Here is a 21,909-nt window from a genome sequence, read left to right on the forward strand (position 1 = left end):
CAACCCGGACCCACCATCAGGCATAGGCAGACGGGACCAGTCCATATTTTTTCAGGCGATACTGCAGGGTGGAACGCGGAATGCCCAGAAGCTTGGCGGCGCCGGTCGGCCCCCCGACGGCCCCTTTGCAGGACGCCAGTGCCCGTTCGATGTGGCATCGTTCGGCCTCTGCCAGATTCTGGAATTCGCATGACGGTGTTTCCGCGGCTGCCTGAACCGGCAGTTCCTTCCGAATGATGCCGGCGCTGATGGCTTCGCCCGGCCTCATGATGATCATGCGTTTGACGAAGTTTTTCAGTTCCCGGATGTTGCCCGGCCATTGGTAGGCGCTCAGCACCTCGATGGCCCCTCCGGTAAACCTGGGGGCAGAGCGGTTGACCCGCTGGGCTTCATCGATTGTCAGTTTGTTGAGCAGGATCGGAATGTCTTCAATCCGCTCCCTCAGGGGCGGGACGCGGATGCTGATGGTATTGAGCCGATAATAGAGGTCCTTACGGAACCGGCCCTCATCGATTTTTTCTGCCAGATCACAGTTGGTGGCCGAAATAATCCGAAAGTCGATGTCGCGTGGGCGGCTGTCACCGACGCGTTCGAATCGGCGATCTTCAAGGACATGCAGCAGCTTGGCCTGCAGGCTGACCGGCAGTTCGCCGATTTCGTCCAGAAAAACGGTTCCGGCCTGGGCCAGTTCAAATCGCCCGGCCCGGTCGCTGAGTGCTCCGGTAAATGCCCCTTTGGCGTGTCCGAACAATTCACTTTCGAAAAGTGACGGGGTCAGGGCGTGGCAGTTGGTTTTAACGAACAGGTTTTCCTTTCGCGGACTCAGGTTGTGAATGAAGCGGGCCAGATAATCCTTTCCGGTGCCGGTCTCGCCGGTGAGCAGCACAGTGGCATCCGTGTCGGCAACACGCTCGACAATACCTATGATTTCCACCATGCAGGCGGACTCGTATATGAAGCTGTCCTGCTGGTAGGGCTGGTTGGAATGGGATAACAGGTATCTTTTTTCGCGTATCAGATCGGCATTGATCCGTTTGAGTTGCGTGTACTGGCGCATGTTGTCCACGGCGATGGCAATCTGGTTGGAAACCTCAGCGAGGACCGCGGTTAACTCGGAGATGTGCCGGGGTTTCTTTTTAAAGGAAAAATGAATGGTTCCGAGGATTTTCCCCCTGAGGGTCAGCGGAAAGGCCATGGTCGATGTCAGTTTGGCCTCGACCATGGCGCCGATGGATGAATGATCGGTATACCGGGTCAGGTCATCGATGATCACGGGTTGACCGGACTGAACGACCATCTGCACGATGGCCCCTTTGGCGATGGGGCGGCGCTCCTGACCGGGGCCCCCATTCAGCAGAATGCCGTCCGCGGCGGCAAAATAACGGATGGACTGGGTTTTGGCATTGTAAAGGTTGATGCTGAGACGATCATAATCGAAATGTTTGCTCAATTCGGTGGCGACCGCCTTGAACAGGGTTTCCCTTGTCGTGTGTTCGATTGCCGCGTTGTTGATCTTCAGCAACAGTTTATAACGGGTTTCCGGATTCCAGTGCATCTGCCTGCCTTTTCAAAAAGATGTGGCCTGCCTCGTAAATGACCTGCCAGCGTAGACTAAGGAAAAGATAACAGGGTTTTTAACCCTGGACAAGCCCAATATTGGTCAATGGGATGAATATTGGGCTCAGTCTTGAAGGCCGCAAAAACCGGATAATGTTAGAAAATCATTAAATACAGCGAGTTGAATTGAAAATTAATTCCTGGCACCTGCTTTGCTAAGTCAGGAGTTGTCAGCATTGATCAGTTTCAACCGGGGAAATGAATGTACTCACTTCAGTCCGGCAACAGACAGCACATCATCGACTTCCCGGAACATGCGGAAGTTGAAATCCTCAAGGCGGAGGGGTTGCCGGCATTGGCAGATCTGAAGGCCGCACTGGCGGCTGCATTCAACAACCCGGTTTTCGACAGCGGGTTCCGGGGAACCTTCCCGTCCAGAGCCGTAAGTGGCCGTGTGGCGTTTGTGGTCACGGAAACGGTTACGCCTGAAGTACTGGAGGTGGCGCTGCCGATCATCCTTGAGCGTTTGTTTCAGGCGAATGCGGACCTGAAACCCAGTGCCGTGACGATCATCGTCGGGGACTGGCTCAAGCGTTCCAACCGGGCCGATCGGTTCAAAAAGCTTTTCCAGACGGTAAATGCCTCTGGCTGCCGGGTCATCGTTCATGATCCGATCCTGCAAACGATGGTAGAAATGGGTGTCACCAACCGCGGTACGCCCGTCCGGGTCAACTCCGAACTGGCCAACGCCGATCTGAAGATTGTGCTCGACCGGATCAAGCCCTGCCCGCTGTTCGGCTTTGTGGAAAGCCCGCTTCGGCTGGCGCGCTGCTGCATGTCCATCGACAGCATTGAAAGCCTGGAAGCGATGGTCCTGCCGTCGGCGGGCGAAAACTGCCGACTGGACCGCCACCCGGTGTTTGATGAAATCCGCGAAATTATCCACATGGTCGGCATCGATGGCGGGGTGGCCGGCATCAGCAGTCCCACCGGTGAAACGATTCGGATCGTGGCCGGCGAGCCGTCCATGATCATCCGCCAGGCGGCATCGCTGTATCGTCGGCATTATCGCATTTCGGTCTCAACCCCTTTCGACATCGCCGTGGTCGGCTTCGGCCCGCAACGGACCGATCCGTTTCTGGAGTTGGTGCAGAGCGGCCTGCTGGCTGCGGCCCAGGTACTCGTGGACGGGGGGCACGTACTGATCGTCGGTGACGACACCCGGGGGGTCGGGACCGATATCTTTTTTGACTATATCTGTCATTCCCTGTCCCCGGCCGCCCTGATCGATGGATTTATCAAGCTCCGAAACCAGGCGGGTGCCGGCGGGCTAAAACAGTCGAACCAGCAGGCCGCCGCAGCGGACCGGAGTCTGGAAAAAATATTCGGCATGGAGGTCATTCGCCGTTGCCAGTTCAGGGCGGCGGATCCGTCGGCCGTCCTTGCCGAATGGGCGGACGAATACGAAGATCGGATTAGAATTGCGGTTATTCCGGAGGGACATGGAAGCTTCTTTTATCCGGATTAGCCGTCGGTTGTCTCAATAACCTGCCGATGAACCACGGGGTTCGTCGGCAAATTGTCACATTATTAAAAATTTGGAGGAAAGACATGATTCAGTTTTTGGTTCACGAAAAGGCGGATAACGTCGGTGTCGCCACCGTCGATATCAAATCCGGTGAAACTGCCCAGGGGCTATACATGGACAGCCAGGAGCCGGTTGAAATGAAGGCACTGCACGATATCCCGCTGGGGCACAAGATTGCCATGGGAGACATCAGTACAGACGCTTCGGTCATCAAATACGGGGCCGACATTGGACGGGTTGTCGCTGATATCAAGACCGGTGAGCATGTTCACACGCACAATTTAAAAACAAGGAGATGGTAACCATGAGCAACCCCAAAGTAATGGCATATCGCCGGGAAAATGGCCGTGTCGGCATTCGTAACCACGTCGTCATCCTGCCGCTTGACGACCTGAGCAACTCCGCTTGTGAAAAAGTGGCGCACAACACCAAAGGCTGCAAGGCGCTGCCCCACGCCTACGGACGGCTTCAGTTCGGCGAGGATCTGGAACTGTTTTTCCGCACCCTGATCGGCATCGGCGCCAATCCCAACGTGGCCGCCGTCGTGGTCATCGGCATCGAGCCGGAATGGACCAATCGGATCGTCGACGGCATCGCCAAGACCGGCAAGCCGGTGACCGGTTTCGCCATTGAGCGTCACGGCGAAATCAAGACGGTGGAACGGGCCAGCTGGAAAGCCAAAGAGTACATGCACTGGGCCAGTGAATTGAAACGCGAAGAATGCGACCTGAGCGAGATCTGGGTCAGCGTCAAATGCGGCGAGTCGGACACGACCAGCGGTCTGGCCTCCAACCCCACCGTGGGCAACGCCCTTGAAAAGCTGGTGGGAATGGGCGGTACCTGCAGTTTTGGCGAGACCAGTGAGATTACCGGCGCCGAGATGGTCTGCAAGGAGCGGGCGGCAACACCCGAGGTGGCCGAGCAGTTCATGGCGACCTTCAACAAATACCAGGAGATGATCGACCGCAACAAGACCGACGACCTGTCGGGCTCCCAGCCGACCAAGGGAAATATTGCCGGCGGCCTGACCACCATCGAGGAAAAGGCGTTCGGCAACCTGCAGAAGATCGGCAAGACCATCAACTACGTGGGCGTTCTGGACAAAGCCGAAGCCCCCACCGGCAAGGGGCTGTGGTACATGGATACCTCCAGCGCCGCGGCTGAGGCGGTGACGCTGTGGGCAGCGGCCGGGTTTGTGGCCCATTTCTTCCCCACGGGCCAGGGCAACATCATCGGCAACCCCATCGAACCGGTAATCAAGCTGTCGGCCAATCCGCGTACGGTTTCCGACATGGTCGAGCACATCGACTACGACTGTTCCGCCATTCTCAAGGGTGAAATGACCCTGGACGAGTCCGGCGACAACCTCCTCAATATGCTGATTCGCACCTGCGAAGGCCGCCTGACGGCCCAGGAAGTGCTTGGCCACGAGGAATTCGTGCTGACCAAATTGTACGAAAGCGCGTAAAGGGCGCCAAATACCCGGTGTCTGGCGGAGGTGCCGTTGATCGCCGGATGAACGGCAAATGCTACGGTGAATATTGAAACCTGCCGGTCCGGGCCATACCGGACGGTCGTTGTCCGGGCCGGTTCACCGATCAAACCATAACCGGGGGATGCGCCAGTCCCCCCATGCCATTCAACGAGGGGTGAGCAAACCGATGACGAACCAGCAAGATACCACCGCTTTCAGCAGGGGTGATCGAATCGCAGTGACGCTATTCGCCGTTTTTTTCGGATTATACCTCATTAACGTATTGCTCGGAAAAGCGACAATCGTTTTCGGGTGGAAGACCTACCACATCGGAAACGTCGGCGAATTCCTGATCCTGTTTGCCGCCTCTGTAGCGTTTATCGTCGCCGCATTGCATCGTGAGGCGGTAAGGAAGTTAACCCGAAAACCAGACCAAGAATAGGAGAGAACCATGACGGAAAAAAAGGAACTCAAAGGCCTGAAGTCCGAAGAACGTCGTCGTTTCATGGCGGCCAGCGCCAAATTCGGCTTTACCGCCGCCGCCGTTGCGCTGACAACGGGAGCGATTGGATCCAAAGAGGCCATGGCTATGACGGCCAATGAGGAAAAGGACCGCCAGAAGAGAGCCAAGTACACCATGAACGTCGCCACGGCATACATCCTTGGTGCGTCGCGGACCTATCCGATCATGCAGCTGGATTTCAAGGAAAACATCCAGAATGCCACCCACGGGAAGGTATATGTCAAACTTGCGCCGGGCGGACAGCTTGGCGCCGGCAGTGCCCTGGTGCAGAAGGTTCAGGCCGGAACGATCCAGGCGGCCCAGCATTCGATTTCCAACTTCGCCCCCTTTGCCCCGGCGGCCGACGTGATCAACGTTCCCTACTGGTGCGGTGAAAACCAGAAGTTCATCAACCTGGTCACCTCCGACGCCTGGAAGAACGAGATCAACCCGAAGATCGAGGCCAAGGGGTTCAAGGCCCTCTGGTATGTGTGCATCGATCCCCGGACGGTTGCCATCCGCAAGGGCGTCGAAGGGCCGATTAAAACTCCGGAACAGTTGAGAGGGATCAAGTTTCGCGTTCCCGGCTCCAAGATTCTGCAGAAGTTCTATCAGCTGGTCGGCGCCAACCCCACCCCCGTGGCCTGGGGCGAAACCTCCTCGGCCATCAAACAGGGCGTGGCCGACGCGCTCGATCCCAGTGTGGAGGCCCTCCTGGTGTTCGGCTTCAAGGAGATTCTCTCCAGCGTGACCTTCAATGCCGCCGTACCCGATTCCCAGGTCTATTCCTGCAACCTGAAGTGGTTCAAGAGCCTGCCCAAAGATGTCCAGGACGGGATCGAGTTTGCCAGTGAATTGACCAGCCGCCAGAACCTGGCCAAGGTTCCGGCAGCCCGTGCGTATGCCATGGCGGAATTGGGCCGGGCAGGGGTCAAGTTCTACGTGCCGACCGCCGCGGAAAAGGAAATGTGGGTGGCCAAGGCCGGCGCGCAGCTTCCCGCATGGGATGACATCAAGAAGGAACTGGTCGGCTCCCAGGCCAATTTTGCCAAGCTGGAAGAAGCGGCCAATACCTTCAATAATTTTTATGTGCACGATATATAGCCGCCCGTAACCTGTCGGCGGGACGTCTCCGGTGACGTCCCGCCGACGATGACGTGACCCGAGGATGGTATATGCAATTCAATAAAGTGGTAAAACAAATAGACGAAAATGGCGAACGCTACCTGTTGCTGCCGCTCTACGCCATGATTGTGATCACCGTTTTCCTGGAAGTTCTGCGGCGCAGCCTGCTTTCCTATTCATCGATCTGGGCGGAAGAAGTTGCCCGGTACGCGTTTATCTATGTGGCCTGGATCGGTGCCTCGTCCGCCATCAAAGAACGCGCGCATATTCGCATCGATGTCATCCTTCCACTTTTTTCCCAGCGGATGCGCGGCGTTCTTTTCCTTTTCGGCGATATCATCACGCTGATCCTCGCGGTGCTGTCCATCTACTGGTCCATGGAATCGGTGCTGACATCCATCCATTTCGGTTCGGTCACCCATGGGCTGAGAATCAGCCAGGCCTGGTTTCTCGCAGCTGTCCCCCTCGGTTTTTCCATGATGGTCATCCGTCTGCTGCAGTCAATGCGGCGCGACTGGAAGGATCTGAGGGCGGGGCGACCGGTGTTTGAGGGCAACAAACTTTTTGATTAGGAGCTGACAAAACAATGTACCAATACATGATGCAGCAACAGACGCTGAGCCTCGGCTGGGATTTCTACCTGCCGTTGATCGGCATGGTGATCATGATTCTGCTGGCCGTCCGCATCTGGGTGGTCGTCGGACTCGGTTCACTTATAATGCTACTGACAACCGGGGTCCTTCCACCGACGCTGATGGGAGAAGCGTTGTTCGACGGCGTGGATTCCTTTGCCCTCATCGCCGTGCCGCTTTTTATTCTCACCGGTGATGTGCTGGTACGAACGGGACTGTCCAACAAACTTCTCGATGTGGCCGAAGCCACCATGGGGTGGCAGCGCGCGGGCCTGGGGACATCCACCGTGCTCGGCTGCGGATTTTTTGCCTGCATCTCCGGTTCCGATGCTGCGGATGCCGCAGCCATCAGCCGTATTACCATCCACCGCCTTGTCGAGAGGGGGTATCCCAAAGGATACGCCTGCGCACTGGTGGCTGCCGGCGCCTGCACCGGTGTGCTTATCCCTCCGTCGATTTCATATATCATCATCGGTCTCATCCTCGGGATTTCGGCCTCGACCCTCTTCCTGGCCGCTGCAGTACCGGGCGTCATGATCCTGTCCTCGGTGATGATTACCAATACCCTGGTGAACCGGGTCAAGGGGTACGAAGCCTCGGACATCGGTTTCAATTTCCAGTATTGGCTCAAGACCGTTTATTCGGCGCGTTTCGCCCTGTTGATTCCGTTTATCATCCTGGGTGGAATCTATTCCGGATTGTTTACCCCGACCGAATCGGCCGCGGTGGCTGTGGTCACCACCATTATCATCGGGTTTTTTCAGGGCACGCTGAAACTGGCCGATTTTCCGGAGATGCTGGAATCGTCCGCCAGGGTCAACGGCGTCATTGTTCCGATAATCGCCATGTCCCTGCCGCTGGCCCAGACCCTGGCATCGTTGCAGGTGCCGCAGTTCTTCGTTTACTCCATGACGGCCCTGACCACCAACAAAGTCCTGATCGTTCTGATCATGGTGGTTATTCTGATGATTGCCGGCTGCGTGATGGAAACCACGCCGAACATCGTGATCCTTTCACCGCTGCTGCTGCCCCTGGCCCAGGAGATCGGGATGAATGAAGTCCATTTCTGCATCTTCATGATCACGGCGCTGGGTATCGGATTTATTACGCCGCCACTCGGCCTCAACCTGTTTGTGGTATCCGGGGTCACCGGGACATCCGTTCTGGCGATATCCCGGCACGCCATTGTCTTTGTGGTGACGATGCTGGTTGTCCTGATGCTGCTGGCCTTTATCCCGTCGCTGTCGCTGTGGTTGCTATGATGCCAGGTGCCGGTTGGCAGACGCGAGAACATATATGTGCGGGGGGGCGGTCGTTCCAGACGCCGCACGCCCGGGCAAGACCGTGCCGGCTGCCGTCTTTCGATGTGTTGGCCGCCACCAGAACTAACGAGATTCAATGATGAGGTGATACCATGCCTTTTGGATATAACGGGAAAATACTGCACGTCAATCTGACGGAGAGCACCTGGGAGATAGAAGAACCGGGCGAAAGCTGGTACCGGACCTATGTCGGGGGGTCGGCGCTGGCCGCCTACTACCTGCTGAAAAAACTGAAACCGGGGGTCGACCCGCTCTCCGCGGAAAATGTCCTGGTCTTTGCCTGCTCGGTGGTAACCGGTGCCCCCCTGTCCGGCTACAGCCGATACTCGGTGGCCGCCAAATCGCCGCTGACCGGGGCCTTCGGGCGTACCGAAGCCGGCGGGTACTTCGGACCCGAACTGAAGTTTGCGGGGTTCGACGCCATCGTGGTGCAGGGGCGCGCCCCCAAACCGGTTTATCTCTACGTGCATGACGGTGAGGTGGAGATCCGGGATGCCGCCACCATCTGGGGTCAGGACAACTGGAAGACCCTGGAGGGCATTCGCGAAGAGACCGGGGAGAAAATGGTCCGGGTGGCCTCCATCGGGCCGGCCGGTGAGCGTATGGTCCCCTATGCCTGTGTCCAGAACGACATGGAGCACTACAACGGCCGCTGCGGAATGGGAGCGGTGATGGGATCGAAGAACCTCAAGGCCGTTGCGGCCCGCGGACGGAAGAAGACCGAAATGGCCGATCCGGAAAGGGTCAAGGCGGTGCGCAAGTGGCACAATGACCGGATCAAGGTGCACCCGCCCAACGTCGGCCTGTCCAAGGTTGGCACCACGGTGCTGGTCAAGGCCCTTAACGATACCGGTATTCTGACCACCCACAATTTTCGGGAAGGGGTTTTCGAGGGCGCCGACAAGATCGGTCACGAAGTCTACCACGACACCATCTTCGATTCGGCCAGTACCTGTTACTCCTGTGCGGTCCGATGCAAGCGGCGGGTCGCCCTGGACGACGACAAATACCCCCTGGATAAACGCTTTGGCGGCGCGGAATACGAGACCCTGGCGGCGCTGGGTTCCCTGTGCGACATCGACAACCTGCCGGCCGTGGCCCGGGGCAACCAGCTGTGCAACCTGTACGGGCTGGATACCATCTCCACCGGCTGCGTCATCGCCTTTGCCTTCGAGTGTTTCGAACACGGGATCATCACCGGGGCTGACACGGGCGGGCGGCCGCTGAACTGGGGGGATGCCGACGCCATGATCTGGCTGATCGGGGAGATCGCCCATCGCCGAGGGATCGGGGACGTCCTTTCCAAGGGGGTGAAAAAAGCTGCCGAGATCATCGGCAAGGGGGCCGAGAAGTACGCCTTCCACATCAAGGGCCAGGAATTGCCCCTGCACGACGGCCGCGGAAAGACCGGCATGGGCATGGGGTTTGCGCTGTGCCCCACCGGGGCCGACCACATCGAAACGCCCCACGACGTCGCCTTTCAGGGCGAGGGGGTGAGTAAACTGCATCCCCTCGGGGTTTTCGATCCGGTCAAACCCCTGGAGACCAACGCGGAAAAGGTGCGCTTTTTCGTCAACGGCCAGAAGGCCTGGCAGATCAACAACTGTTATGGGATCTGTAATTTCTGCTCGGTCCCCATCCACGCCATGACCTTCGAGAAACTGGTGGATTCGGTCCGGGCGATCACCGGTTGGGACACCAGCCTGCACGATATGATCAAGGTGTCGGAACGGGGGACGGTTATGGCCCGGGTGTTCAATAACCGGGAAGGACTTTCGCCAGAGGACGACCGGGTGATCCGCAGGTGGCACCAGCCGATGCCCAGCGGCCCCCTCAAGGGGCAGTTTATCGACCCGGTGGCGTTTCGGGAGGCCATCGACCTCTATTACGGGATATCCGGCTGGGACAAGCAGGGGCGACCGACCCGGGGCAAACTGGTCGAACTGAACCTGGAATGGCTGGCCGATGAGAGTCACGGTTAAACGTTTTGCGGTTCGGGAAAAGGAACCGGGCACCCCGTCCAAGACGGTCGACCTCCGGGACGGGGCCACGGTTCGGGACCTGCTCGGGCATCTGGCACTTGACGACATCGATGTCGGCATCCTGACAGTCAACGGACGCAGTGCCACTTTCGACCGGATATTGGCCGAAGGAGACGCGGTCACCCTGATACCGCCCATCGGCGGTGGATAGGTGCGATGCGCCGGGCAGGGAATTCAGGTACGGGGAAAACGAATGCGCGTCGTTGCCGGCGCGGCAGCGACGTTTCAATTTCATAACGGACAACAACCAAGGAGTGAAAATTATGCTTTTCGGATTTATCGGATTGGGAAACATGGGTGGGGGACTGGCACGAAATCTGATTCGGGCCGGTAAAGATGTTCTGGTTTACGATCTGAGCCAGGAAGCCATAGAGAAAACACTGGCGGCCGGGACCTCCGGCAAGGCCGCCGCCGCCGTGGGGGACCTGGCCGATGCGGATGTCGTTTTCACTTCCTTGCCGCTGCCTTCCCACATCGAACAGGTGATGCTCGGGCCCGATGGCCTGCTGGCAGCCATGAAGACCGGCGCTGCCTATATCGATGTCAGCACCATCGATCCGCAGTCTGCGCGCAAGGTGTCCGATGCCTGCGAGGCGCTCGGCATCCGTTTTCTGGCCTGCCCGCTGGGGAAAAACCCCGCCGCCGCCGAAAAGGCCGAGGAACCGATATTCGCGGGCGGCAAAAAGGAGACCTACGACGAACTCAAGGAGATCCTCCAGGTGGTGGGCGACCCGGTCTACTACATGGGAGAAGTTGAAGCGTCCCAGGCCTTCAAGTTGATTTCCAACATGATGGGCATGACGAACGTGGCGGTGATTGCCGAGGGCATCCGGCTGGGGGAAAAAGCGGGAATCGCGCCGTCCCTGATGGCCGAACTGATCGAGGAGACCGGGGGCAAGAGCTTTCAGTCGGCGTTGCGCGCCCCATGGATTGCCGACGGTGACTTTGCCCCGCGCTTTGGCCTGGACCTGGCACTGAAGGATGTCCGGCTGGGTTGCGAGATGGCCGAGCAGTGGGACAAGGATCCCCGACTGATGAAAGTGGCGCTTGACTACTTCAAGGCAGCCAGCGCCGCGGGGTTTGGCGGCGATGACTGCAATGCCGTTTACAAGGTCATCGAGTAGACTGTCAGGCTGAACAACCGCGGCGCCGGACAAAAGATGATCGGGGCGCTGCGGTTGGGCCGGTCCTGCAGCCGATGAAGAACGGCTCCCCGCGCTTTCGCCGGAGCGCGGCCGGTCCGATGGGCAGATGACCGACCCCATTGGGATTTGACCGGGACTCCGGCGACCCGGCCGGGTAAGGCGCGCAAAACAGTCTACAGACAGAACGGGAAAAGAAGATGATCGAAAAGCTATTTCGTCTTGACGGTAAAGTGGCGTTGGTGACCGGTGCCAGTTCCGGGATCGGAAAGGGCATGGCCCGGGCACTCGCGGCTGCCGGCGCCGCCGTCGTTCACGTGGCCCGCAGCGAAGACGCCCTGCTGCAGGCGGTGGCCGCTGTCCGTGAAACCGGCGGACGGGCTGACCATGTGGCTTATGATGTCGGTCGTATCGACGAACTGGATGGCCTGGCAAGAAAGGCCGAGGCCTGTTTCGGACCGGTCGACATCCTGATCAACGCCGCCGGTGTCAATCCCCGGAGGCCCTGGCAGGAGATTACCGAAAAAATCTGGAACGATACCATGGCCCTCAACCTGGGTGCGCCTTTTTTCCTGGCCAAACAGGTGGTGCCCGGCATGCTGGCCAGCGGATGGGGCAAAATTGTCAACATCGCCTCATTGCAGTCCGTACGAGCCTTTAAAAACGGACTGACTTACGGGGCGTCCAAAGGGGGTGTCATGCAGTTGACCCGGGCCATGGCCGAGTCCTGGTCGGCCGACCGGAGCGGCATCACCTGCAATGCCATTGCCCCCGGTTTCTTTAAAACCGGCCTCACCGCACCGCTTTACGAAGATGAAAACGTGATCCGGGCCCTTGCCAGACAGACGATCACGGGGCGAACGGGGGTGGTGGAGGATATTGACGGGCTGACTATTTTCCTGGCTTCCCCGGCCTCGGACTATATTACCGGCCAGACCATATTTATCGACGGTGGCTGGACGGCCAAATAACGCTGTGCGGCATCCGCACCCTATCAAATTCGAATGGGAGTGATATTTCATGAAAGCATTGGTGTACACTGATACCAACCGGATTGTTTACCGCGACGAGCCGGACCCGGTTCCCGGGCCGGATGATGTCCTGGTCAAGGTCGAGGCGACGGGAATCTGCGGGTCCGACATGCACGCCTTTCACGGTAGGGATCCGCGTCGCGTGCCGCCGCTGATTCTCGGTCACGAAGTCGCCGGCAGCGTGGTTTCCGGAACGGATGCCGGCAGGCGCATCGTGATCAATCCGCTGATCACCTGCGGCCGATGTGCCTACTGTGATACCGGTCGCTCCCACCTGTGCGCCGACCGTGAACTGATCGGCATGCGACTGGCCGGGGCGTATGCCGAGTACGTCACTATTCCGTCCACCAATATCATCGGCATACCCGATTCCATGAATGCCGTGCATGCATCCCTCACCGAACCGACAGCGACGGCCCTGCACGCATTGAACCTGGCCCGCGAGGCGTCCCATCGCCCCCTGGCGGAACTCAACACGTTGGTGATCGGCGGCGGTGCCGTGGGATTTCTGGCCGCACTGCTGCTGCGGGCCTATGGGTGCAAGCGGCTCGTTGTGTCTGAAACCAACCCCCTGCGCCGGGAAAGCCTGGTGGCACATACGGGATGCCGGGTGCACGACCCGATCAACGATCCGGCCCTGGAAAACGACTCCTTCGACCTGGTGGTCGACGCCGTGGGCGGTGGCGTGACCCGTGCGCCGGCCATGGCGGCCGTAACCCCCGGCGGTATTTTCGTGCACATCGGTTTGATGGATGCCAAAGGCGATCTCGATATCCGCAAGCTCACCCTGTTTGAAGTCAAGCTGCTCGGTGTCTACTGCTATACACCGGCGGATGTAAGGGCGGCTGCGGAAGCCCTCGGCAGCGGCCTGCTTGGCGATTTGAGCTGGGTCGAAACCCGTCCGCTGGCCGACGGCGCCGCCGCATTCGACGATCTTGACAAGGGGCGCACGGCTGCCCCCAAGATCGTTCTGGTCCCCTGACCGTCAAGTCCTGCCGACACCTTCCGAATCCGGGCCTTGACGGCGTATCGGGGGGCACGCTCCGATGGGTGGATCATCACTATCGCGTGCCCCCCGGTAAGGTCCTGCGTTTTCATGAACTCCTGCCTTACGGGTAACCATACGATTCTTCGAACGCCGGCGTGTCTGCCCGGCAGGGGGTGTCTTCTCTTGTTCCCCGACCTGTTTTCGGTTGATTTCCGGCCTTTTTTCTCTTAGCCTGCTTCCGTTATCGTTTCCTTTTTTTCGGCTATTGAACTTTCCCTTCAGGCATTTATGATCGGCAGATCGCTTTTCATCCGGCCTGACAGGGTATGTTCATCTTCATGGCGGGTTGCCGTCCGCTTCATCCTTGGGGGTGTAGCGCAGGCATTCATGCCCTGTGTTTTTTCGGACGACGAGGCTGGGGGGACGGCGGCTTTTGAAGCCCATGGCCTTACAGCCGTGGGGCTGACGGGAGTCCCAGGTAATGTAGTAAAACCTGCATTTTCGGCAGACGACGCGCTCGTTTGACATCTTGACAGGTGGTTCCGGGATGATGGTTGATGGAATACTCACTTATACCATGGGCAGCCATGGGGGCAAGACCCTTTTCCGTCAGAACGGTCATTAATGAAAGGATGTTTCAGAATGAAAAAAATCAGTCACGCGCTGGTAACCGGTGGTGCCGGGTTCATTGGCTCTCACCTGGTGGAGGCACTGGCAACCGACGGATGCCGGGTTACCGTATTGGACAATCTGTCGACTGGTCACCGCCACAATCTCGATGGTGCGGGCGATCGGATTGATTTCGTCGAAGGTGATATCCGGGATGCGCAGCTGCTGGACCGGGTGATCAAGGGATGTGAGGTGGTGTTTCACCAGGCGGCGGTGGTATCGGTCACCCAGACCGTAAAGGATCCCTCCCATTCCTGCGAAGTCAACGATCTGGGAACGGTGCGGGTGCTGGATGCCGCCCGGCGAAACGACGTGCGGCGGGTGGTCCTGGCCAGCTCCAGCGCGGTATACGGCGATGATCCACGGCTGCCCAAAACCGAGGATATGGCGCCCAGACCATTGAGCCCCTATGCGGTGCAAAAGCTCGCCGGCGAATTTTACGCCTCAACCTTCATGGACCTCTACGGGCTGGAAACGGTCTGTCTGAGATATTTCAACGTGTTCGGTCCCCGGCAGGATCCGTCGTCACCCTATTCCGGAGTGATCTCCATTTTCATGACCCAGGCCACTGCCGGCCAGGCGCCGACCATCTATGGCGACGGCGGCCAGACACGGGATTTTGTCAATGTCAAGGATGTGGTGGGGGCCAACTTGATGGCCGCCGGCAACCCGTCGGCAGCCGGTGGGATATTTAACGTGGGGACCGGCGCATGTATCCGTATTCGAGACCTGTGGTCCCTGATCGGTGACCTCTCGGGTGTCGCGATCGATCCGGTTTTCGGTCCGGCGCGGGCCGGCGATATCCGGGAATCCGTTTCCGATATCAGCAAGATTGGCGATGCCCTCGGATTCAGCCCTCGGGTGGCGCTTCGCCAGGGGCTGGTCGATACGCTGGCCTGGTACCGGGAAACTGGCACTTCATGAGGTTTTCAGGCAACCGGTCTTGCTGCCGAAAGGGGGTGCCACCCATCAAGATTTTGCTTAAATGAATGCAGCCGGTTAGAAAGAGATCGTGGTGAGTTTGGGCCGGGGGGCGAATGCCAGTGGGCTCAGGTATTGGCCTCCCAGAACTTTTTTATCGCCTGTCCGCGCCATTTCCCTTTACCTGACACGGTGGGAATGTTCTGGGCGTCCATGTGGCGGGCGATTTTCTCCCAGCTGCTGCCCTCTTCCCTCATGGACGCAATGATACCCAGTATATCGGGTCTTGTGCCATCACCGGGTGTTTCATTGCCTGCGTTGATCTGCGGTCGATCCTTCCCGTTGTCGTCCAAAGCGATGCGGTCCGTGGGAGGCATTTCCGCTATCCGGTCCGTCGGCCGACCTGGAGGGGGCGGAACCGCTGCCGGGCCCGGATTGGCCTTCATCATGTCGGCGATGGCCTCCAAGGCGTCGGCAATACGGGTGTTTGTTTTTTCTCCGGCCACGAGCGCATCGGCAATACGCTTTTGGTTTTCTGCCAGAAGGTCCAGGCTGTCCTTGACAAGCGCAAAATTCTCACCGGTCACTTTGGCGTAGTAATCCGGTTTTCGCCGTTCGTTTCCCGCCCGGCGCTGAGGGCCCTTGTAGTCTGAATAATCCCGCCTTCCCCGGTCCGGTTGTTTCAGCTTTCCACTTCTTAAATTGTGCAGAAAATCATCCATAGGTTCTCCTTTGTAATCTTTCAGATATAAACCAGCACTGCTGCAATTAGTCAACGATGTTTTGCCGGAACGGCTAAAAACCCGATCAATGGCCTCATGGTGGCCATCGAATACGGGTCCCGGTAATTATGCGATTTTGCCCGCGGAGGCTTGAATCGAGGCGTTTGTGCGCTTATCGGTCATTTGGGGCCGCGACTTAAGCCGGATCGTGAAAATAGTTCCGGCATGCGGGGATCGATCAGAAACAGCGGGAAACGGGCATCCTGCCTGCGGACAGTTGCCCGTTTTCTTGAGGTCGCCGGCTAATTGGCCAGTTGCGTGAATGCTTCCGTGGCGCTGGCGGGAAGCCTGTCGGGTGTGAAGGACAGGGTTGCAAAATAATCTTCCAGCCGTTCTTCCCGTCGGATCAGATCAACAGTTCCGTCTGTCTTGAGCAGCAGTTCCTTGGGACGGAGTTTGCCGTTGTAGTTGAATCCCATGGAATGGCCATGGGCGCCGGTGTCATGAATCACTACGCGGTCGCCGCCGGTGATGGCAGGCAACTGCCGCTGGATGGCGAATTTATCGTTGTTTTCACAAAGCGAGCCCACCACATCGACAACCTGCAGCGCATCTGCTGCGCTGCCCGGAACGGTAATATGGTGGTAGGCGTTGTACATGCCCGGACGCATGAGGGCCGACATGCAGGCGTCCACCCCCACGTAGGTGCGGTAGATTTCTTTGCGGTTGATGGCAGTTGTCACCAACACGCCGTGGGGGCCGGTCATGAAACGGCCGCTTTCCATGAAAAGTCTGGGCCGGTAGCCGTTACGCCCGTCGAAGGCGTCGAACCGGGCGGTAATCGCCTGGCCCATGGCCTCCAGGTTCAACGGTTCATCGGCCGGGCGGTAGGGGATGCCCAGGCCGCCGCCGATATTGATGAACTCGAAGCGGACGTTCAACGCTTGGGACACGCGCTCCACCTGTTCCAAAAGCATGGATGCCGTCTGCACCATGTAGGTGTAATCCCGTTCGTTGGATGCCAGCATGGTGTGCAGCCCGAATCGCCTGATTCCGAGATCCTTCGCTTTTTGGTAAGCGTGGACCAGTTGATCGTGGCTGACGCCGTATTTGGCTTCCACCGGCCGGCCGATGATGGCATTGCCCGTGCGCCGGTCACCGGGGTTGTAACGAAAGCAGATCAGGTCCGGGGGAGCGGGAAGTTTGTCGATGAGAGAAATGTCGTCCAGATTGACAATGCTGCCGCCATCGGCCATGGCGGTGGCAAAGTCACCCCGGGTCGTGTTGTTGGCGGTGAACATCAGGTCGTCGCCGCATCCCCCGACCCGGCGGCCCAGGATCAGTTCGGCCACCGAACTGCAGTCGAACCCGAATCCCATGTCGGCCATGACGGCCAGGATCGCGGGGTTCGGCAGGGCTTTTACCGCAAAGAACTCCCTGAAGCCGGGGATTGCACTAAAGGCTTTTTTCAGCCGATCGCCGGTTTCCCGTATGCCGGTTTCATCATAAATATGGAACGGGGTGCCGAAGTGAGCGACAATATCATCCAGTCGGGGTAGCAACCGATTTTCGAATGCGTTGGACATGGGCATGGCGGAACTCCTTGGCGTCTTACAGGTTCGATCTGACTGTCTTTTGCTGTGCTGTGCGCGTTCACCGGCTCCGGCTACGAGAGGGCCTGGCGAATACGGGACATGGCCGTGGAGACATTTTCATGGCTGTTGAAAGCACTGATCCGGATATGGCCTTCACCACAGGTGCCGAACCCGGCTCCCGGCGTACAGACCACACCGGTTTTTTCCAGCAGCATATCGAAAAAGGCCCAGGATTTCCCACCCGTCGATACCCAGATATAGGGTGAATTTTTGCCGCCGATGCACGGGTAGCCGAGAGATTGCATGGCCTGGCGGATCAGGTCGGCGTTGGTCATGTAGTAATCGATCAGTTCGGCCACCTGGCGTTTGCCCACATCGCTGTAGACCGCTTCCGCGGCCCGCTGGACCGGATACGAGACGCCGTTGAATTTGGTGCTGTGCCGACGATTCCACAGGCTGTGTACCGGGTGGGGGTCGCCGGATGCGGTATAGGCCATCAGGGATCTGGGCACCACCGTATAGGCGCATCGGGTGCCGGTAAAGCCCGCGGTTTTGGAAAAACTCCTGAATTCGATGGCCACCTGCCGGGCCCCGTCGATTTCGTAGATGGAACGGGGCAGGGTGTCATCCCGGATAAAGGCTTCGTAAGCGGCATCGTAGAGGATGATGGCCTTGCTGGCCACGGCATAGTCCACCCAGGCCTTGAGCTGGCTTTTGGTGATGGTCGCGCCGGTCGGGTTGTTGGGAAAGCACAGGTAGATCAGGTCCACGGGTTCTTCTGGCAGATCGGGGACAAATCCATTGTCCGCGCTGCCGTCCAGGTAGACAATGCCCTCGTAGCGTCCATTGCGGTAATCCCCTGTTCGACCGGCCATGACATTGGTATCCAGGTAGACCGGGTAGACCGGGTCGGGTATCGCGATCCGGGACCTGCCGTCGAAGATTTCCTGAATGTTGCCGGTGTCACATTTAGCGCCGTCGCTGACGAAGATTTCATCTGCGTTGATATCCGCCCCCCGGGCCTGAAAATCATTTTCTGCAATGGCTTCACGCAGGAATTCATAGCCCTGTTCCGGGCCGTAACCGCGGAAACTGGCATCGGCGCCCATCTCGTCAACGGCACTGTGAAAGGCGGAAACACAGGCATCGGGCAGGGCGCGGGTCACATCGCCGATTCCCAGCCTGATGACAGCCGGTTCAGGCCGACGCTGCTGGTGGGCAGCCACCCGTTTGGCGATATCTGAAAATAGATAGGACGCTTTGAGCTTGAGGTAGTTGTCATTGATGTGGATCATGGGATGCCTCGTTTTATGATTGGGAATAGGTTGATGGGATATCACGCCAGGTCCTTTTCATCGATGGGAATCCTGGCCGTTTCCTTAAAGGTGTTCATGACAATGGTGGTGTTGGTGGAGATCACCCCTTTGAGCGGGGCGATCCGTTGCCGTACCAGGTGCCCGAGCGAACTGGTGTCGGTTGCCCGGACCTTGAGGAAATAGCTGTCCCCACCGTCCACGAAATGGATTTCCTGGACCTGTGGAATGGCCGCCAGGGTGTCTACCAGGCCGGGATCCACGTCTTTGCCATCGGTGTGAACATGAATGAAGGCGACCTGGCTTTTGCCGAAACGTTCGGGGTTGAGACGGACTTCATAACCATCAATATACCCCATTTTTTCCAGCTTCCGAATCCGTTCCAGGACAGCCGAGGGCGCCATGCCCACCTGACGGGCCACCTCAACATTGGGGATGCGGGCTTTCTCCTGCAGAATTTTCAGTATATTTAAACTAATTTCGTCAATCATTCGAAAAATATCCTTTTTTAAGAATAATATTCTTGCAAAAAGCACTTGTCAAGAATATTTATTGATTGTCATACCTATTTTGGTGCAGCGGTTCGATTCATTGCGGGAGAAAAAGATTGATGTCTGACTGGGTTTTGCCTATTCAGGTGGATCATCTCGGTCCGCATGCTCAAACGGATCCCTGAATTGATGCGTTGATATCCTATCTCCCACAGGAGTTGTGATGCTGAAAATAGGTGTTATCGGTCTAGGCGGTTGCATCGGTGCCATCCTGCGGTACCTTGTTGCCGGCGGGATGCATACGCTGGCCAAAAGTTCATCTTTCCCGGTGGGGACCATGACCGTCAACCTTACAGGCTGCCTGCTGATCGGTATCGGTGGCGGGCTTATGGAGAGCCGTCAGTTTTTTTCCCCGGAATGGCGGGCATTCATTTTTGTCGGCATGCTCGGAAGTTTCACCACCTTTTCCACATTTGGCCTGGAAACCTTTAACCTGGCCAAGCAGGGGCAATGGCTGGCGTCTTTCGGCAATGTTGGCGTCAGCCTGGTTGCCGGACTGGTAGCGGTTTTTGCCGGGCACATGCTTTCCCGGTTGATTTAGCCTCAGGGAGGCGCTCAAATGGGCGAGGCGTTGAACATGATGAAAAAGGGGGTAACATGACCGTATTCAAGGAAGCCGGGCAATTGCTGCGCATATTTATTGGCGAGACCAACAAATATGGCCGCAAACCCCTTTACGAATGGATTGTCGAGCAGGCACGGTCCCAGGGAATGGCCGGTGCAACGGTTTTCCGGGGTATCCGGGGCTTCGGCGCCAACAGTCTGATTCATACCACCAAGATCCTGCGGCTTTCCGAAGACCTGCCCGTGGTGGTCGAGATCGTCGATACCAAAGAGAATATTGAATCCTTTATCAATACGATTGATCACGCCATCACCGAAGGCCTCGTCACGGTGGAAAAGGCTCGTGTGCGCATGTACCGGGCCGGTGGCAAAGCCGGCGATTGATGACATATCGCGGGTCAGGGGTCTGCATCCTCTTCGCCCACGCGATGGCCGGTCGCTGTGGCCCGCCGCATGCGCAGCACAAAGCCCAGCACCATCACCAAGCTTATCAGAATCATCAGGCTGGCGCCAAAAAAGGTCATGATGAACGAGAACGGGTCACCCAGGCCGTAGGATGCTGCCAGCACTGAGATCCCGAAACAGACAAAAAAACAGGCGATGCCGGTGAGCAGCAATTGCCTCAACCACCACCACAGACTCGGTCTGGCTGCCGTGCGGTCCCTGTTCATTTTTCTGTCGGCATCTTCCATTGGGCTGTCAGAACCGCAGGGACAGGCAGGTCAGGCCGCCGTCCATTTTTCTGAATTCGCTGACATCCAACTCGATGATCGGTTTGGCCAGCGCCTGCAGTTTTTTCCGGGTGTGGGGGAATCCGGCCGGCATGATCAGGTGACCATTGACCAGCAGGGTATTCCCCGCGTAATCCTCGCCGGGTGAGATCACGATCCGGTGAAAGCCTTCAAGGGCCGGATGGTCGGCAAAGGTCGGGGTCGTCAGCAGGGTGTCATGGCCGACCGCATTGACGCTGGATTTGAAATGCAGGCCGGCGGCAACGGGTACCGGTGTCCATGTGTAACCGAATTCGGCGACGGCGTCGCCCAATTGACGGGCCCCCTTTTCGTTGGTCCGGTCGGACAGGCCGATGAAAAAATGGCGCCCGACCATCAGCACATCGCCGCCGTCGATGGTACCCGGCGGCTGGACACGGACGGTTTTTCGAAATGGCTGCAGGGCCTCTGCGATCGACAAGACCTCCCCCCTGCGTGGCGCGGCGCCCGGATTGGTGATCACCGCGATATCCGGTGTCACCACCGCCGCGTCCTCCACAAAGTGGGCATCGGGATGCCCCGTCAGCGGATCAAGCACCGTGACCGTGATCCCACAATCGTTGAGCGCTGCGACATAGGCATCGAACTGGTCCAGGGCCCTGTGGTAATCGGGGGTGCCCAGCGTTGATGTCGTGATGCCGGCAGCCATGTCTTCTCCCGGCCGCCTGGCAATTGCATGGGTAAAATTCATTAGCATTCCGTTCCTGATGTTTTTTGTAAAAGACCGACAGCACGGTTTTCATGCCATGGACATGGCATCACCCATAGCAGTGTTGGCCTGTAAAATAAACCGCTTTTCATAGCCCGGACGGCACAGATGAGGCTGGATGGATTCATGAAATATAAAGGGTGTCAGGCTGATGACCCTGCCAGGAGGGGTGAGGCCACTGCATCCCGTTCCGCTGTGCCGCCCCCGTTCTTAATGCCGGATGCATCCGCCGTTCAGGATTAAGGCAGGGGGTAGCGGTCATCCTCACAGGATGCTGAATCCGGTTTTTGGGACGCAAGAACACAGACGTGAAAAAGGAGGGTCCCATTTTTTTTAATATTTAATATAAAATTAAAGAAAACAAAATTTTTAAAATATATGGGGTCTGCCTTTATCGCGTCGTCACATCCTCTGATGCCGTCTCTGCCCGCCTGTAAATCCAGCATGGCCCTATACGCAATCGTATTGGGACCCGCTCGGCCTGCAGCGCATTCGATGTTCTCCCCGGCGGGAAATCGGACATGATTATAATGGTACCTTTCACCTGCCGGTCTTTTACTTAAGCCCGCTCGTTCCGTTTAAAAAAACGCTTCAGCAGGCTAAAGTTTATCGGCATTCGGCCGATGTATTACATGGAGTTTCGCTCGGATAATAAAATTCTCATAAATACAGATAGTAAGGGGAATGCTTAG

Annotated in this window: 22 protein-coding genes; 15 read left to right on the top strand and 7 right to left on the bottom strand. The window is 57.8% G+C overall.

Annotated elements, in window-relative coordinates:
• Window positions 1-16: 16 nt before the first annotated feature.
• Entirely contained in the window at window positions 17-1,555 is a 1,539-nt protein-coding gene (locus DSCA_RS31310) for a sigma-54-dependent Fis family transcriptional regulator (protein ID WP_155320156.1), read from the bottom strand.
• A gap of 264 nt (window positions 1,556-1,819) precedes the next feature.
• Here DSCA_RS31310 and DSCA_RS31315 point away from each other — a divergent pair, with 264 nt between their 5' ends.
• The 13 genes from DSCA_RS31315 to DSCA_RS31375 all read left to right on the top strand — a co-directional run bounded on the left by DSCA_RS31315 (window position 1,820) and on the right by DSCA_RS31375 (window position 14,996).
• Window positions 1,820-3,085 (top strand): lactate racemase domain-containing protein, encoded by a 1,266-nt coding sequence (locus DSCA_RS31315; protein ID WP_155320157.1) that lies wholly within the window; start codon window positions 1,820-1,822, stop codon window positions 3,083-3,085.
• Between the two features lie 83 nt (window positions 3,086-3,168).
• On the top strand, window positions 3,169-3,447 hold the full coding sequence (locus DSCA_RS31320) for a UxaA family hydrolase (RefSeq protein WP_155320158.1): 279 nt from the start codon (window positions 3,169-3,171) through the stop codon (window positions 3,445-3,447).
• Between the two features lie 2 nt (window positions 3,448-3,449).
• A complete protein-coding gene (locus DSCA_RS31325) occupies window positions 3,450-4,613 on the top strand; it encodes a UxaA family hydrolase (protein ID WP_155320159.1) in 1,164 nt (387 codons plus the stop codon).
• Window positions 4,614-4,806: 193 nt separating this feature from the next.
• Window positions 4,807-5,061 (top strand): hypothetical protein, encoded by a 255-nt coding sequence (locus tag DSCA_RS31330; RefSeq protein ID WP_197904700.1) that lies wholly within the window; start codon window positions 4,807-4,809, stop codon window positions 5,059-5,061.
• A 9-nt stretch (window positions 5,062-5,070) separates the two neighbouring features.
• A complete protein-coding gene (locus tag DSCA_RS31335) occupies window positions 5,071-6,225 on the top strand; it encodes a TRAP transporter substrate-binding protein (RefSeq protein ID WP_155320160.1) in 1,155 nt (384 codons plus the stop codon).
• 71 nt (window positions 6,226-6,296) lie between these two features.
• Window positions 6,297-6,818, top strand: coding sequence for a TRAP transporter small permease (locus tag DSCA_RS31340; RefSeq protein ID WP_155320161.1), 522 nt, complete (start codon window positions 6,297-6,299; stop codon window positions 6,816-6,818).
• Between the two features lie 14 nt (window positions 6,819-6,832).
• Window positions 6,833-8,140, top strand: coding sequence for a TRAP transporter large permease (locus tag DSCA_RS31345; protein ID WP_155320162.1), 1,308 nt, complete (start codon window positions 6,833-6,835; stop codon window positions 8,138-8,140).
• Window positions 8,141-8,292: 152 nt separating this feature from the next.
• Complete coding sequence (locus tag DSCA_RS31350; protein ID WP_155320163.1) at window positions 8,293-10,182, top strand: aldehyde ferredoxin oxidoreductase family protein; 1,890 nt, start codon at window positions 8,293-8,295, stop codon at window positions 10,180-10,182.
• Complete coding sequence (locus DSCA_RS31355) at window positions 10,166-10,393, top strand: MoaD/ThiS family protein (RefSeq protein WP_155320164.1); 228 nt, start codon at window positions 10,166-10,168, stop codon at window positions 10,391-10,393. The genes DSCA_RS31350 and DSCA_RS31355 overlap by 17 nt, the downstream gene beginning before the upstream one ends.
• A gap of 112 nt (window positions 10,394-10,505) precedes the next feature.
• Window positions 10,506-11,366: an NAD(P)-dependent oxidoreductase gene (locus DSCA_RS31360; RefSeq protein WP_155320165.1), complete on the top strand. Its 861-nt coding sequence runs from the start codon at window positions 10,506-10,508 to the stop codon at window positions 11,364-11,366.
• A 218-nt stretch (window positions 11,367-11,584) separates the two neighbouring features.
• Window positions 11,585-12,355: an SDR family NAD(P)-dependent oxidoreductase gene (locus DSCA_RS31365; RefSeq protein ID WP_155320166.1), complete on the top strand. Its 771-nt coding sequence runs from the start codon at window positions 11,585-11,587 to the stop codon at window positions 12,353-12,355.
• A gap of 49 nt (window positions 12,356-12,404) precedes the next feature.
• The gene (locus tag DSCA_RS31370; protein ID WP_155320167.1) at window positions 12,405-13,397 is read left to right on the top strand and encodes an alcohol dehydrogenase catalytic domain-containing protein; all 993 of its coding nucleotides are present in this window, start codon (window positions 12,405-12,407) and stop codon (window positions 13,395-13,397) included.
• A gap of 648 nt (window positions 13,398-14,045) precedes the next feature.
• Window positions 14,046-14,996 (top strand): SDR family oxidoreductase, encoded by a 951-nt coding sequence (locus DSCA_RS31375; RefSeq protein WP_197904701.1) that lies wholly within the window; start codon window positions 14,046-14,048, stop codon window positions 14,994-14,996.
• A gap of 125 nt (window positions 14,997-15,121) precedes the next feature.
• Here the strand turns inward: DSCA_RS31375 and DSCA_RS31380 are convergent, their stop codons facing one another.
• From DSCA_RS31380 to DSCA_RS31395, 4 genes are all read right to left on the bottom strand, one after another.
• Window positions 15,122-15,715: a hypothetical protein gene (locus tag DSCA_RS31380; RefSeq protein WP_155320168.1), complete on the bottom strand. Its 594-nt coding sequence runs from the start codon at window positions 15,713-15,715 to the stop codon at window positions 15,122-15,124.
• A 302-nt stretch (window positions 15,716-16,017) separates the two neighbouring features.
• Window positions 16,018-17,307 (bottom strand): diaminopimelate decarboxylase, encoded by a 1,290-nt coding sequence (locus tag DSCA_RS31385; protein ID WP_155320169.1) that lies wholly within the window; start codon window positions 17,305-17,307, stop codon window positions 16,018-16,020.
• A gap of 74 nt (window positions 17,308-17,381) precedes the next feature.
• Window positions 17,382-18,605, bottom strand: a complete 1,224-nt coding sequence (locus DSCA_RS31390) for an LL-diaminopimelate aminotransferase (protein WP_155320170.1) — start codon at window positions 18,603-18,605, stop codon at window positions 17,382-17,384.
• Between the two features lie 41 nt (window positions 18,606-18,646).
• Window positions 18,647-19,114 (bottom strand): Lrp/AsnC family transcriptional regulator, encoded by a 468-nt coding sequence (locus DSCA_RS31395; RefSeq protein WP_174784006.1) that lies wholly within the window; start codon window positions 19,112-19,114, stop codon window positions 18,647-18,649.
• A gap of 223 nt (window positions 19,115-19,337) precedes the next feature.
• On the opposite strand from DSCA_RS31395, the gene crcB reads away from it, so the two are divergent.
• Both crcB and DSCA_RS31405 read left to right on the top strand, forming a co-directional pair.
• On the top strand, window positions 19,338-19,715 hold the full coding sequence (gene crcB, locus DSCA_RS31400; RefSeq protein ID WP_155320171.1) for a fluoride efflux transporter CrcB: 378 nt from the start codon (window positions 19,338-19,340) through the stop codon (window positions 19,713-19,715).
• A 56-nt stretch (window positions 19,716-19,771) separates the two neighbouring features.
• Window positions 19,772-20,122, top strand: a complete 351-nt coding sequence (locus tag DSCA_RS31405; RefSeq protein ID WP_155320172.1) for a DUF190 domain-containing protein — start codon at window positions 19,772-19,774, stop codon at window positions 20,120-20,122.
• A gap of 14 nt (window positions 20,123-20,136) precedes the next feature.
• Here the strand turns inward: DSCA_RS31405 and DSCA_RS31410 are convergent, their stop codons facing one another.
• Together DSCA_RS31410 and DSCA_RS31415 are read right to left on the bottom strand one after the other, a co-directional pair.
• The gene (locus tag DSCA_RS31410; protein ID WP_231716329.1) at window positions 20,137-20,430 is read right to left on the bottom strand and encodes a hypothetical protein; all 294 of its coding nucleotides are present in this window, start codon (window positions 20,428-20,430) and stop codon (window positions 20,137-20,139) included.
• A gap of 7 nt (window positions 20,431-20,437) precedes the next feature.
• Window positions 20,438-21,199 (bottom strand): dimethylarginine dimethylaminohydrolase family protein, encoded by a 762-nt coding sequence (locus tag DSCA_RS31415; protein ID WP_155320173.1) that lies wholly within the window; start codon window positions 21,197-21,199, stop codon window positions 20,438-20,440.
• Between the last annotated feature and the right edge of the window lie 710 nt (window positions 21,200-21,909).

It is taken from the genome of Desulfosarcina alkanivorans (genome assembly GCF_009688945.1).
GTDB lineage: Bacteria > Desulfobacterota > Desulfobacteria > Desulfobacterales > Desulfosarcinaceae > Desulfosarcina > Desulfosarcina alkanivorans.

What these genes read in the sequence shown, in the direction of transcription:
- DSCA_RS31390 (WP_155320170.1), bottom strand. Translation starts at nt 18,605, where the DNA reads ATGATCCACATCAATGACAACTACCTCAAGCTCAAAGCGTCCTATCTA.
- DSCA_RS31385 (WP_155320169.1), bottom strand. Translation starts at nt 17,307, where the DNA reads ATGCCCATGTCCAACGCATTCGAAAATCGGTTGCTACCCCGACTGGAT.
- DSCA_RS31315 (WP_155320157.1), top strand. Translation starts at nt 1,820, where the DNA reads ATGTACTCACTTCAGTCCGGCAACAGACAGCACATCATCGACTTCCCG.
- DSCA_RS31335 (WP_155320160.1), top strand. Translation starts at nt 5,071, where the DNA reads ATGACGGAAAAAAAGGAACTCAAAGGCCTGAAGTCCGAAGAACGTCGT.
- DSCA_RS31355 (WP_155320164.1), top strand. Translation starts at nt 10,166, where the DNA reads ATGAGAGTCACGGTTAAACGTTTTGCGGTTCGGGAAAAGGAACCGGGC.
- DSCA_RS31310 (WP_155320156.1), bottom strand. Translation starts at nt 1,555, where the DNA reads ATGCACTGGAATCCGGAAACCCGTTATAAACTGTTGCTGAAGATCAAC.
- DSCA_RS31325 (WP_155320159.1), top strand. Translation starts at nt 3,450, where the DNA reads ATGAGCAACCCCAAAGTAATGGCATATCGCCGGGAAAATGGCCGTGTC.
- crcB (WP_155320171.1), top strand. Translation starts at nt 19,338, where the DNA reads ATGCTGAAAATAGGTGTTATCGGTCTAGGCGGTTGCATCGGTGCCATC.
- DSCA_RS31345 (WP_155320162.1), top strand. Translation starts at nt 6,833, where the DNA reads ATGTACCAATACATGATGCAGCAACAGACGCTGAGCCTCGGCTGGGAT.
- DSCA_RS31380 (WP_155320168.1), bottom strand. Translation starts at nt 15,715, where the DNA reads ATGGATGATTTTCTGCACAATTTAAGAAGTGGAAAGCTGAAACAACCG.
- DSCA_RS31410 (WP_231716329.1), bottom strand. Translation starts at nt 20,430, where the DNA reads ATGGAAGATGCCGACAGAAAAATGAACAGGGACCGCACGGCAGCCAGA.
- DSCA_RS31365 (WP_155320166.1), top strand. Translation starts at nt 11,585, where the DNA reads ATGATCGAAAAGCTATTTCGTCTTGACGGTAAAGTGGCGTTGGTGACC.
- DSCA_RS31375 (WP_197904701.1), top strand. Translation starts at nt 14,046, where the DNA reads ATGAAAAAAATCAGTCACGCGCTGGTAACCGGTGGTGCCGGGTTCATT.
- DSCA_RS31415 (WP_155320173.1), bottom strand. Translation starts at nt 21,199, where the DNA reads ATGAATTTTACCCATGCAATTGCCAGGCGGCCGGGAGAAGACATGGCT.
- DSCA_RS31350 (WP_155320163.1), top strand. Translation starts at nt 8,293, where the DNA reads ATGCCTTTTGGATATAACGGGAAAATACTGCACGTCAATCTGACGGAG.
- DSCA_RS31340 (WP_155320161.1), top strand. Translation starts at nt 6,297, where the DNA reads ATGCAATTCAATAAAGTGGTAAAACAAATAGACGAAAATGGCGAACGC.
- DSCA_RS31370 (WP_155320167.1), top strand. Translation starts at nt 12,405, where the DNA reads ATGAAAGCATTGGTGTACACTGATACCAACCGGATTGTTTACCGCGAC.
- DSCA_RS31330 (WP_197904700.1), top strand. Translation starts at nt 4,807, where the DNA reads ATGACGAACCAGCAAGATACCACCGCTTTCAGCAGGGGTGATCGAATC.
- DSCA_RS31395 (WP_174784006.1), bottom strand. Translation starts at nt 19,114, where the DNA reads ATGATTGACGAAATTAGTTTAAATATACTGAAAATTCTGCAGGAGAAA.
- DSCA_RS31360 (WP_155320165.1), top strand. Translation starts at nt 10,506, where the DNA reads ATGCTTTTCGGATTTATCGGATTGGGAAACATGGGTGGGGGACTGGCA.
- DSCA_RS31320 (WP_155320158.1), top strand. Translation starts at nt 3,169, where the DNA reads ATGATTCAGTTTTTGGTTCACGAAAAGGCGGATAACGTCGGTGTCGCC.
- DSCA_RS31405 (WP_155320172.1), top strand. Translation starts at nt 19,772, where the DNA reads ATGACCGTATTCAAGGAAGCCGGGCAATTGCTGCGCATATTTATTGGC.